Annotated in this window: 9 protein-coding genes and 1 tRNA gene; 4 read left to right on the top strand and 6 right to left on the bottom strand. The window is 37.7% G+C overall.

Translation table 11 applies throughout. The features are described 5' to 3' along the window. Nucleotides 1-1,125: 1,125 nt before the first annotated feature. The 3 genes from ALT761_RS16365 to ALT761_RS16355 are packed head-to-tail and all read left to right on the top strand — an operon-like array spanning nucleotide 1,126 to nucleotide 3,842. The gene (locus ALT761_RS16365; protein WP_129739996.1) at nucleotides 1,126-2,253 is read left to right on the top strand and encodes a ParB/Srx family N-terminal domain-containing protein; all 1,128 of its coding nucleotides are present in this window, start codon (nucleotides 1,126-1,128) and stop codon (nucleotides 2,251-2,253) included. A 13-nt stretch (nucleotides 2,254-2,266) separates the two neighbouring features. Then, entirely contained in the window at nucleotides 2,267-3,025 is a 759-nt protein-coding gene (locus ALT761_RS16360) for a thioesterase II family protein (RefSeq protein WP_129739995.1), read from the top strand. Continuing rightward, the gene (locus ALT761_RS16355; RefSeq protein WP_129739994.1) at nucleotides 3,018-3,842 is read left to right on the top strand and encodes a 4'-phosphopantetheinyl transferase family protein; all 825 of its coding nucleotides are present in this window, start codon (nucleotides 3,018-3,020) and stop codon (nucleotides 3,840-3,842) included. Before ALT761_RS16360 ends, ALT761_RS16355 begins: the two co-directional genes overlap by 8 nt. Before the next feature lie 304 nt (nucleotides 3,843-4,146). On the opposite strand, the gene ALT761_RS16350 is transcribed toward ALT761_RS16355, so the two are convergent. Continuing rightward, nucleotides 4,147-4,437 (bottom strand): hypothetical protein, encoded by a 291-nt coding sequence (locus ALT761_RS16350; RefSeq protein WP_129739993.1) that lies wholly within the window; start codon nucleotides 4,435-4,437, stop codon nucleotides 4,147-4,149. A 501-nt stretch (nucleotides 4,438-4,938) separates the two neighbouring features. Continuing rightward, nucleotides 4,939-5,118, bottom strand: coding sequence for a hypothetical protein (locus tag ALT761_RS16345; protein WP_129739992.1), 180 nt, complete (start codon nucleotides 5,116-5,118; stop codon nucleotides 4,939-4,941). Between the two features lie 409 nt (nucleotides 5,119-5,527). Here ALT761_RS16345 and ALT761_RS16340 point away from each other — a divergent pair, with 409 nt between their 5' ends. Next, the gene (locus ALT761_RS16340; protein ID WP_129739991.1) at nucleotides 5,528-7,591 is read left to right on the top strand and encodes a winged helix-turn-helix domain-containing protein; all 2,064 of its coding nucleotides are present in this window, start codon (nucleotides 5,528-5,530) and stop codon (nucleotides 7,589-7,591) included. A 731-nt stretch (nucleotides 7,592-8,322) separates the two neighbouring features. Here ALT761_RS16340 and ALT761_RS16335 read toward each other — a convergent pair. From ALT761_RS16335 to ALT761_RS16320, 4 genes are all read right to left on the bottom strand, one after another. Further along, nucleotides 8,323-8,409, bottom strand: a tRNA-Leu gene (locus ALT761_RS16335). A 332-nt stretch (nucleotides 8,410-8,741) separates the two neighbouring features. After that, nucleotides 8,742-9,836 (bottom strand): heparan-alpha-glucosaminide N-acetyltransferase domain-containing protein, encoded by a 1,095-nt coding sequence (locus ALT761_RS16330; RefSeq protein ID WP_172602907.1) that lies wholly within the window; start codon nucleotides 9,834-9,836, stop codon nucleotides 8,742-8,744. Between the two features lie 17 nt (nucleotides 9,837-9,853). Continuing rightward, nucleotides 9,854-10,696, bottom strand: coding sequence for a sugar phosphate isomerase/epimerase family protein (locus tag ALT761_RS16325; RefSeq protein ID WP_129739989.1), 843 nt, complete (start codon nucleotides 10,694-10,696; stop codon nucleotides 9,854-9,856). Then, the gene (locus ALT761_RS16320; RefSeq protein WP_129739988.1) at nucleotides 10,693-12,024 is read right to left on the bottom strand and encodes a DUF6005 family protein; all 1,332 of its coding nucleotides are present in this window, start codon (nucleotides 12,022-12,024) and stop codon (nucleotides 10,693-10,695) included. Before ALT761_RS16320 ends, ALT761_RS16325 begins: the two co-directional genes overlap by 4 nt. Between the last annotated feature and the right edge of the window lie 4 nt (nucleotides 12,025-12,028).

The following is a 12,028-nucleotide window of genomic DNA, read 5'->3' as shown; positions in this document are numbered from 1 at the left end:
AAAAGGAATTCTCAATTCCTGAGTATGGTAATCAAGCGGCGTATAAAGACTACATAAGTTCGCTGACTGTATATTTATATTCAGCGATACTCTCTAAAATTCGATGATTTGAGATCGATTTAGAAAAAGACTTATTTACTCGGCAGTTTTTCATTAGCTATGCCCTATACTTAGAGACGCTACCAGAGTCGTTTTTAAGCTATCATCGCATAAAAACTTTAACCTCCTTTGAGTTACTGCAATGTTATTTTCCGTTTGAAGTCATCAGTAACAGCATAACGTATAGTGTCTTAATTTAGCAAGATGTGTTACTATTTGGGTCATAACGTGTATCAGTTGTTGCCGTTTTATTCGTTGACAAATTTTAAAACAGTATGACCCTAACTCAAAGCACTAAGTTCCACAAATGTTGTTATTACAAAAACTCTATTTTACAATATCAGACAGAAGTCTCAGGGCACAAGTGATTTAAATATGATCAAAATGCCGACTAATGATTTAGTAAAATAGTTGATTATTGTCGCTGTGATTGAATTCGCTATTGTGTTGGTGTTAGTAAGGTAAAAAGCCTATTTAAGTGAAAGGATTTACAGATAACGATGTTCTGGATGGCACCACGACCTATCTGCTTTGTGTGAATCCAAAGGCTCTGGTAGGACTAGTCTAAATATGTCGTTCTAGATACATGAGTTTTGTACTCTCATAGTTAAACAAGTGTCACTGAAGATAGGAGTCGTTCTGAATTATTATTTCAACCTGTAAACTATTGTTGTCTATGTTTAAGTCCATTTTTTTTAAATGCCAAAATACGCCAAAGCCAAACTTAGATGTGTTGTAAAATGGAAAAATACACTCATGGTCTATGTAGAATAAGAGTTGCTGTTTCCAAAAAACAGCGAAAATATATAAATTAGAGTGTCTCACCAACATTGCGAGATCTGTGGAAAAGTTATGTAATAGAGATGAATAGGTTGGCCGCTCGGGAATAGTTGGCCTCTGGAAGCGAATTGGCGGTGTGGAGCTAGAATTGAAAAGCAATGGCTAGGTCACTTCATATCTCAGATAACCTCTTCCGTTAAAAATGGATGTTTTCGTGTGTAAATTTGTATAATTGAGGGAAATACATTGGCCTCCATTTCATTAGAACGTTTGTTCACAAGTGTATTGAACGACAAGAACTCTAAAAACTTTGCAAAAGATGAAGTCTATAGTTACGAATCGATATTTTTGTCAAGAATATCACCTGATAGCACCAATGCCCGCTATTTACCCTCAATAATTATCAGTGACTCTCATGCATATCAGTTTGTTTCCAGGCAACTAAGCAAATCACAGCTTGTAAATATCTATCAGGGTCAGGACAAAGTGTTGGTAGGTAAGTCTTGTATCGTAAATTGTTTGAAGTACGGTACCACTGAGTGGAAAATGGCTAATAAGACTATTAACTCAATAATTGAGTTAGCGGAAAATGTGGCGGTTTCAGAGGTTATTCAAGCACCTACCATCTATCCTACCGATGCCGGAGACTATAGAATTCTAACCGGTCATAGAAGATTTTATGCAATGGTTTATAACGATGGGGTCAATGGTGCTGCGCACTTTAAAGTATATGCATCTAAACCTTTATTGTTAAAAACTAAACAATTTCAAGAAAATGCAAGCCGTGAAGAGCTTCCTCAACACGGCAAGTTACTTGCGTTTCAAGATGCTTTGCGAGAGGTGGAAATATTAAATACATCTATGTTAAAGCTGGGACACAAGGCACTCACTATCAAGGAGATTTCAAACCTTTTAGGTGTTTCAATGGGAGCCTATGATAATTACAACGTATTGACAAGATATCCAGCGGTCATTAAAGCGTTTGAAAATGGTATTTCAGATCCACTCTTAGCTGTCAAAAAGCTGGTGCTGAATACTGAAAAAGCATACAAAAAAAGAAATAATGTTTCCCAGCTTAATGTGAACGACAGGAACGAAATTAATCGTTTAATTGAAGTATATTTCGCTCCTGATGATAAGTCGGTCAAGAAAAAGGAATTAACTGGGACAGGTGTCCAAGCCTATAAATTGGGCAGTATCGAGTCCTCCTTTGTAATAAAAATGTTACTTACAAAAAATGTATGTGAATTTGATTGTGGAGTTGATTGGGACCAGGTCGACTGGCAGAACGTAAGCGAAATGAACGAAATTTTTAAAAAAGTAGTCGTGCATATTTCTGAAACGGAAAATAGCAATAAACAGAATAATAGCTAAGTAAACATTAATTATGACTTATAATACATCAAGTAATAAATTATTTTTAATCCCTCGTGCTGTCCCTCAAGCTCAGTTCAGGCTATTTTTATTTCCCTATGCAGGTGGCTCTGCAAGTATATATATGCCATGGTTAAACGAACTAGCTAGTTCAGTAGAAGTCGTTATTGTTCAACCGCCTGGTCGTGGTTCTAGACTAGCAGAAACACCATATGACAACATGTCATCGTTAGTAACAAAAATCTTATCTTTTTCTGAATTCCTGTGTGAAAAACCAAGTGTGTTTTTTGGTCATAGTTTGGGGAGCCGGGTTGCCTATGAAACCTGTGTTCAATTACAGAACAATAACTTACCTTTGCCTAGGCATTTAATTGCATCAGGTAGTAAAGCGCCCCACATTAAATCTGGTAAACGAAATGTACATAACTTACCTGAAGATGAATTCATTGATGAATTGATAAAATTGAAAGGTACACCCAAAGAGATTTTGGAGAATCAAGAAATTATATCAATGTTGATACCTTTGTTACGCGCTGACTTTAAAATAGCAGATTCTTACTTGGCTTCAGGTAAAAGGTTACCTATTCCAATTACTGTTTTGGGGGGAGAAGATGATGTTGATGTAAAATACGATCAACTAATTGCATGGCGTGAGTTAACTGATGATGATTTTGCGTATTCGGTCGTGGCAGGAGATCATTTTTTTATCAATACCGAACGCAAAGTAGTTATAAAGAAAGTAAACGACGTTGTGGAAAATATGTGTGTCTGAATTTCATGCACGATCTATAGCTGAAAAAGTGGATATATCAAATTTTAGATTATTGTCATTGGATGAATATGATGATTCAGCTTTTATTAATAGGATCACTACATGGACACATAATAAACTACCAGTCAATATGGTAATGTGCCATTTTCAATTACGTCATTTTACATCAACCTTGTTTCATCATTTTGATATTTCACTTCCAAATCAAATACTAAAGTCTGTGTCCAAAAGGCAGGCCGAGTTTTTAGCTGGCAGAGTCGCAGCTCAAAAAGTAATGCAGCAAGAATTCCCTCATGAGTTTATTCAGCAGATAAAGATCTCGAAGAATAGAGCGCCTGATTGGCCACAAGGATATTGTGGTTCAATCTCCCATACTGAAAATATGGCGGTATCAATAGCAAGTCGTGTTGACCAATTCGACTCCTTAGGGGTTGATTTGGAAGGATATTTATCACCAGAAGTCAGTGCCGAAATTGCTCATCAAATTCATAGTGCAGAAGAGATACTGCTGCTGAATGCTAATGGGGTTCCTAATAATAGAGCAACAACATTAATTTTCTCTGCCAAAGAATCTCTTTTTAAGGCCTTGTATAAGTACGTCAACGAATTTTTCGGTTTTGAGTCTGCTTTCGTTGACGATATTGATCTTGAAGCCTCAACAATTTATTTAGTTTTAGAAGAGAATTTCCGAAAAAGGAATCAGCTACGCGCATCTTATATGTGTCATTTCTCATTTTTAGATGAAGGGGTGTTGACAATCGTTTCTATTCCTTCAAAAGGTATTAGGGGTAAAACGACGTTGGAAATAAGCTTATAAGCTCATATTAGCAAATCTGCATTAATTTACGCTGCTGAGTAGATAAAAATGAAAGCTCTATTTGAAAACCTTTTCAATAGATTTGAGGCATTTCCAGAAAATTATGTGGTGTTGTACGGGCTAACCTGACTTTAAAATTGTTCTATTTCTAATGGCTAGGGTGACAGTTTGCTGAAGATTGACTCAAATTGTATTGTACGAAACTGAATATTTAAGCCTTTTACGGCATGCTTAATCTTTCTTTATTCACTTTGTTGAACAGCGTTTTCATTGATACCTGAAACTATAGTTTCAAGAACACTTTTTACTTTTTGATTGTCGCCCCAGTTAATCTTGCACCAATCAACGGTAAATTCAGAGTCTTCACGTCAGAAAATAACAACAGCTTTAAGGCAGCAAGTGAGCCGACGAATTCAATTTGAAAGCTTTCCGTACTTAAAAAATTTTTGTCGATTGATTCGCTGTTTGCTATTTTTAAAGTAGGATGCTTAGTATCTGATGATGTCTTATTGAGTTTGCTATTTGCAGAGAGACTCTTAAATTTATGCTCGACAGCCAAAATTATTTTTTCATTGTCGTCTTCTGCATTCATCATTGCAGAAAACTCGAATTAAACCTGTCTCAGTTTAGGTGAAGTAGAAAATTCGCATTTTTCCATTCGCCAAAATTATATTTACAGCAATTAATAGTACGGGATTTTCCGATAAGAACTTTTCCATTTGCACAGTAATTGTCAATTAACTGTCGTTTTGAAATTTGTCGGGAGCTGAACATGTAAGCATGTTCGTTACTGATTATTTTTGCAGGGAAGAATCTTGGTTTAGTGTTGTCAGGAAATACTTTGTTCGAAAAAATCGATTTGTAGCCATATAATTGCTCTTTAAGAAAACTCTCGCTGTTCCGATTTTTTATGGCTGCTGTAAGCTCTTGCTTTAGTGAAATTAAATTCACTAATATGAATCCTACACCATTCATTCAAAACACTTTATATTAGCATGAGAAGTGTATTTTAAGCCAGCGCAAGATTAATGCCAATTTTAAATTAGTAGTAATTGTTTGCTGGCTAATTTGGAATTCTAGATTATTTAATAATAAATTACTGAACTGGATTACCAGAGACACTTTTGGGAATAGGATTATTATCATCGTTAAAATACTCAAGTAAATAACGTTCAAAACTCACTCTGGGTTTGATGTAAACTCCGTTTAATCCATCTTGTCTTCCCGCACTATAACCTTCTTTGAATGCTTCCTCCAAAAGCGCTTTATAGTCCATCTTTAGCTTCCTATACAGCTTTATGATTTTGGTTGTTTACTCTGTTTATTACCAGAATGTTTTTATATTTACAAAAGGGGTAGCCTTTACAAATATTGGTAGGTTTTTGTTTGTCATCGTCACTATCAACGTTATTTGATCCCAATTGGGTCGTAATCGTATAAGGACTAATTGTACTGCCATATAGTGATACTGAGTCGATATTAGCGGATGCATATTGAGTTCCTAACATTAAAAAGGCGGGTAGCAGCTTTAAGTGGTTCATCATAGATACCTCAAGTATTAAAATTATTATTAATTTAGTTAAACGCCGATTATTTAAGCTTTTCTGGAGTTTGAAGTACTTATAAAACTGTTATAAAGTTCTTACATATTTATCCTTCGCAGTATTGTTGGCGATTTTTTGCAAATGAATTCTATAGTCATTAACAGGGAAGTGAGGCTTGAGCTATCAAACGCTACACTCATGCCTATAAGTGATCCTCACGCTATTCCCTTGAAGCTGGATTATTTGGAGTCTTTAGTTCTTAGGTTGCTAATCGAAAATAGTAATAATTTGGTTACTTACGATACTTTTTTGACTCATTGGAGGAGCACAGAAGCAACCCACAACTCACTTACTCGAGTGGTATCCTCATTAAGAAGTAAGTTGCGGGGGGCAGGACTGTCCAACAATGTGATCGTTAACACTGCGAAAAAGGGCTATACGTTCACGTCTCATATTGAGGAATATAAAGAAGTCGCAAAGCAACATATTGAGGACCAAATCGTCCTCGAAGATACTAATGAAAGCATTGATAAAGATCAGACTCTTGATACTTCTCTTATTGCAAAAGTTGTTTTAACAGTCATTTTCTCACTTTTAATAGCTTTGGTATTCGTGTTTTCAGTTACGTATTTCACGACAAAACCTACCTCATTTGATTTTCAAAACGCTATGACGACCGAGGTTTTAGCTAATTCCGATATAAAAATTGAGTTAGCTTATAACTCAAGCAATGGCCTTATCGCATATACAACGAAAAGGTTTGATGAAGACAATTGGCAAGTCGCCATTTTCGATCAAGAAGCAAAACAAAAACGGTTAATTTCTAATAAATATAAAAACATTAATAAACCTGCGTGGATTAGCGCAAATGAGCTAATGTACAGAGAGTCAGATGAAAATAGTTGTGAGCTTCGAAAAGCTACTATTGAAAAAGGGGAGATCACAAACTCAATAAAAATTTTTCCTTGTAATTCAGGTTCTTACTCTTCATCTATTTCTCTTTTTCACCATGACAAGGTGCTTTTTAGTGATGCTGAATTAAATGATACTGCATCGAGTATATTCCTTGGAGATTTAACAACGGGAAAAGTGGAGAAAATTGAGAAAGAGCATGGAGGGGGTATTGGTTTTTACAATATTATTGCATCACCTGACTCTGAGCTGGTGGCAATGCTCTCAAGCACAGATGGAATTTCACATAAAATTGAGTTGGTAGATGCATCTGACAATTGGAGAAGCGTTTGGGAAATATCGCTGAAAGTAACAAACTTTTCGGTTGGATGGGATGGGAAAACTTTATCATTTTTAAATAACCGGCGTGGGATTACCTTTGTCAGCTTTAAAGGTTCAAATGAAGTTGCTAGAAACAGCGTTCCTACTTTTAGCCCAATTAAAAGTATTGTCTCAACTGGGCAGGGGTTAGTTATGACTAGCGGTGAGTTGGTAGGCCAAGGTCTTTTTTATGCAGATATTTATACTGGCGAGTCTGCCAGCTTCACTACTGGATCTAACGCAAAAAACAATTTTGGCCAACTGTATAATCGTGATGAAATTTTATATATTTCGAATCGTGGGGGAATAAAACAAGTTTGGTCATTCAATACAGCTACGAAGAAAAATACACAACTCAGTGCATTTGATGAAGAAAAGTCGATCAACTCACTTACAGTTGAAGATGAGGTACAAAAACTAGCAATTCAGGTTGAAGATAAAATTGAAGTCTATCGAATTGAGCATAACAAAATTGTAGGACCCATTTATTCTACAAAGGGGTACAACCCAACAATCTACAAAAACAATCTAATTTATTCTAAATACGACGGTGAATCCTCTCATTTGTTTTCACAAAATTTTTCTTCATTTGAAGAGAAAAAATTAATTGTAAAAGGTGGGTTTATTTCTAAGGCCAACGACAGCGACTTATTTTACTCAAAATTATACTTTCCAGGAGTCTGGAGATATCATCCTGATAAAGAGGATGAACTAATACTCTCACTTTCATCTAATTCATATCGTTGGTTAGTGGACGAAAATTATATATATTTTCAAAATGATCAAGGTTCACTTTTTTCATACAACATTGAGTCTGAGATCAAATCCAAAGTAGAATTTCAAAATTGCACACAACCTGTTGATATTGATAAGGGAAAATGCGTATCAAGGATTCATGAGCCATCAATAAATAGAATAATTCTGTTGGATTAAAGCTAGACGCTTATCTATGCATTTGTTCACTATGCCACTACGTAGATAAATCCTTGGAGTCTATAAACTGAATAGTATAAAGTTGTTCTCTAACATTCAGTCAAACTGGAAGTCTAGAGTCTGATGGTTTGTTAATCGTCTGTTGAAGCCCGTCAGTGCTCGCAACTTTCTTTTTGCGTGTGAAGTGTATCTATAAAAGCCTTAGTCAAAAAAAGAGGTGTGAGTAGCAATTTTGATAGAACATCGACAACGTTCCCAGATATTTGGTTATATGGGGCAATTCTGGAAATATCTTAAAATTCACAGAAATGACTTGGAAAATGAGAAAACGATTATTATCGGAGATTTTAATAGTAATGCGGTTTGGGATAAGGGAGATCGTTGATGGAGTCATAGCGACGTCATAGCTGAGTTAAGAGAAATGGGGATTTCGAGCTTATATCACGAACAATTTAAAGAGGGGCAAGGTAAAGAGAGTTCTCCAACATTCACTTGCATCGAAAAAAAGAAAAACCATACCACATCGATTATGCATTTTTTTCTAGAGATATTATTCTTAAGTCAAAATTATTTATCGGCAAGCGTAATGAATGGATCGGCGTTAGTGATCATATGCCGCTTAGTATAGAGGTGAGTGCTGATCCCCCGTTTATGGGGTAGAGCCGCTCTTTATAGATACAAAAAAACCGAATTAATAGTCGGTCTTAGTATCTCCTTCAAAAAAGAAGAGATGGTACCAGAGGCCGGACTTGAACCGGCACGCTATTTCTAGCAACGGATTTTGAATCCGTCATGTCTACCAATTTCATCACTCTGGCATCAAATTTTAATATTTGCGAGGTTTAAAAACTTTGCAAATCTTTGCAAGCATGTTTTAGCTTGTTTAAGTCAAAAGGCGCTTACCTTTCAATGACTTGCCTACATAAGGGTGTTAGACATTATCAATTTTGAATCCGTCATGTCTACCAATTCCATCACACTGGCTTAGATAGTCTTGCTATCGATGAGGCTGCATTATAGCGATGTAGCTCAGGTGTACAAGTTTTTTTTAGGGTTTTATTACCGTTATATGTCTGACTGAATAAAAGATAAACATTCTTGGCTTCAAAAGGCGTTGAATACCTGTTGAAGCCAAGAACCTTGATGGTAGTTAAGCAAATTTCATAGTGCGAATACTGCGTACCTTTAACCAAAACACTACGCCAAAATGAGACAGTACCATTACCACTAGCATTGCCGAAACTGCTGCTATTTGCGGCAATTGTTGGGAGCCTACTAGCATCAACCCCCAGCCAATCAACAACCATTGAATAACGTAGTAGGTTGTAACGTTTCTCCCCCAAAAGCACAAAAGTAAAACAAAGCGATTGGCACTCTGATCTTGTGTTAAACGTTGGCAAAGCCATAAAAAAACAAGCGCACCACCCGTTAAGCTAATTATCATTCCTGGGCCAGCTCGCATGTTACTGGCCATATGATAATCGGTATTGGTCATTATAAGTAACGTGCCAGTGGCGGTAAGTGCTGCACCTATCCAAAGTGATGTTTTAAAAAACTGTTGAATGTTGTTTGAATATTTTAACCAACAGCCGAATACCATGCCTGCAAGTGGGTAGGCTAGCCAAGGAAGTAGGGGAAACATTGCCCCTTGATGTGTATTCCCAAAGAAGAGTTTTAATACTTCATCGGGGGTAGCCCAGCCTGTTGTAATGTCCCACAAATAGGGCGAAAGAAAAGTTACTAAAAGGGCGCAGCCAATCCAGTGTTTTGGAGCGGGAAATAGATGTTTGATAAGTAAGCAGCACGCTAACGCTAAGCCAGCAAATTGCAAAATATCTACAACTAAAAGTTCGGTAGTAGGGGTATAATTTCCCAATTGCTCTTGAGTGACTAGCCCCATTTTTAGCGAAAGCCACATTGGGATAGCGCCTCGGGCAATATTTAGCGCATAGCCTAGTGCGAATAACCCCAACGCACGTTTTAAACTCGTTGTTAACGTTTGCTGGCCGCTGTAGGTAATAAACATCCCCATAATAAATACGAACCACGCGGCCACTTGCCAGCTGGCCAGAAGCCCAATAGTAGAGCCCACTACACTTTCATGCGTACTTGTATCTCCATAGAAATCTAAAACGTGAACCAGTACCATCAAAATAATGAGTATGCCGCGGGCAAAATCGAACGTGAGTAGGCGTTCATTAGCAGGCTGAGAATCATGCCTTGGCGAAGTGGCCGACATAGTCATTAGTAAGCACCTCGTTTCTACGCGCTTAAGCATGTTTGTTGTAGTTGCTGGATTAAATACCTGTCGCGACTGAGAACTTGCTTAGCATGATTGCCAAACCATTCTAATGACGTATCTGCATTGGCTATACCTGCACTATGATGAAGGTGTAGATACTCAATAAAATTTTGATACTCTACCGCTCCTTCAAAAATAGGCACCATGCCTTCTCGTGTTCCTGCTGCGGCATATACATTTTCAGGCGCAAAGACTGATAGGTGGCATGCATCGCTAATATTTTTAAAATGAAAATGATTGATATGGGGTAGTAGCGTTTCAAGTGCGCTGGTAATTTCAGCACCTGATTCCCACACATGAAGTACGTCAAAATTTAACTGAAGATTATCTCTATTAACATGTGCGAACATGGCTTGCGTAGAGGCTACGGAGTCGGCGTAGGTTTTTGGGTGAGTTTCTATGACCAAATTTAAATCATGAGGAGCTAACCAGTCACATACTTGCTGAAGCCTTTTAAACAAAACGTCTCTCTGTGCTTCAGTATAATCAAGGCTTCCTTCTCCCCCCGCAAATGTTCGAATTTTACTGGCGCCCCAATGTTTGGCTAGTCTGCAAAGGTGTTGTACTTTGTGATAGAGCACGTTTTCAGAAACCAGTAGCGGCAGATAATCACTTAGCATGGTGGCGCTTAAGCCGTAAGATGCTAGCCACTGTTTATCGTAACGGGGTTGATCGGTGAGGTTATTTGCATGTGCCCCCCACAGCTCTATGCCCTGGAAGTGGTTGGCCTGTGCCCATTGGGCTATTTCTTCTATTGAAATGAGTTGATGGCGAAAAGATATCGTACAAATTGAAAGGTTCATACTGCCACTTCCTCAACACATTTCTGTGTGCCGTGTAAGTTTATCTGGTGCAAACTTGACCACTGCGAAAATACTTCAAGTAGATGTTTTTTAATGCTAAATTCGCGCTCATCTTGCTGATCTAATAGTAAGAGTATTTCTTCTATTAATGCTTTTTTATGAGCCTGACTTAGTTGGTCAGAGGCTAATTTCATGGCACGAAACTGAATGTTTTTGTAATTGCTTACAAGGGCTTCAATCACATCGCACCAATACTCAAATTCTTCTTCTGGAAAGCCGATGTCTCGCCAGAAAAACGCAAACCCATGTTCATAGGCATACTTACGAATTGCTAATACGGGAAGCTGCTTAAGCGCCTCGCCAAGCTGAGTAATATCGGTTGCACTATTTTCTGTATCAATGTGTGCGTGAACAACATCTCGTACTTTGTCCGTCATTGGGTTGTGGTTTGCGTTGAAGCAGCTGAGGAAGTAATCGGCGATAACGGAATTTTTACTCGGCGTTATTTTGCTGCTATCAAAAATATAGCCGCCTGCAACAGCTTTTGATTCAATAGCGGCGATGACTTGTGATTTATTTTGCGTGCCTTCCCAGCGAAAGTCAGGGTCATGCATGAACCATATATCTGGCTCGCCTGTCTCTTCTAACATTACATAGTGAGGGAAAGGGTTTTGATTAAATTTGTTCTCACGTTCTGGCAGCAAATACATATCAAGCATTACCATAATGTTTTCGCTTTCAGACTTTTGCTTTAGCAAGGTTTGCAAAGTGTGAATGTTTTCTTTTTTGGTGAGTGACTCGCAATACCATGGCGTAACCGATACACCATATATTTTTTTATACCAGGCTCTAAACTCATCGTGGTTAATGTCATCTGAGTGGTAGGCTAAATGGTGGTCATTGCTAATGAGTACTTCAGCGTCCCACACGCCAAAATAGAATGGTCTGTGATCTACGCGCGGATCAGCTTTAATGCTTTCGCATAAGCAGCTCACAAAGCAGTGCACTTTGATATCTTCAAACTCTTGTTGGACCTCAGTTACCTCATTTGTCGCATTGCTAGTTTCGTTAGTTCGGCCGTTTGACTGGCTTAACAGAAAGTCTGCTAGCGAAGATACGGTAGCAACGTCTTCATTACTCAGCGCAGCGTCGGGTATATCAATACCAAGCGTCAATTCTATATGAACCAGTAGCTGCATTATCTGTACTGAATCTAAATACAAGTCTTCATTTAGCCGAGCCGCTGGTCTAAAGTCGCGCAGCTTTTGGTTGTTGAGCTCTTTTTCAAGTACCAATTTAATGGCATCAATAATGTTTTGTTTATCCATGGGG

The organism is Alteromonas sp. 76-1 (assembly GCF_900654235.1).
GTDB classification, from domain to species: domain Bacteria; phylum Pseudomonadota; class Gammaproteobacteria; order Enterobacterales; family Alteromonadaceae; genus Alteromonas; species Alteromonas naphthalenivorans.
This window is presented reverse-complemented; position numbering and strand designations above follow the sequence as displayed.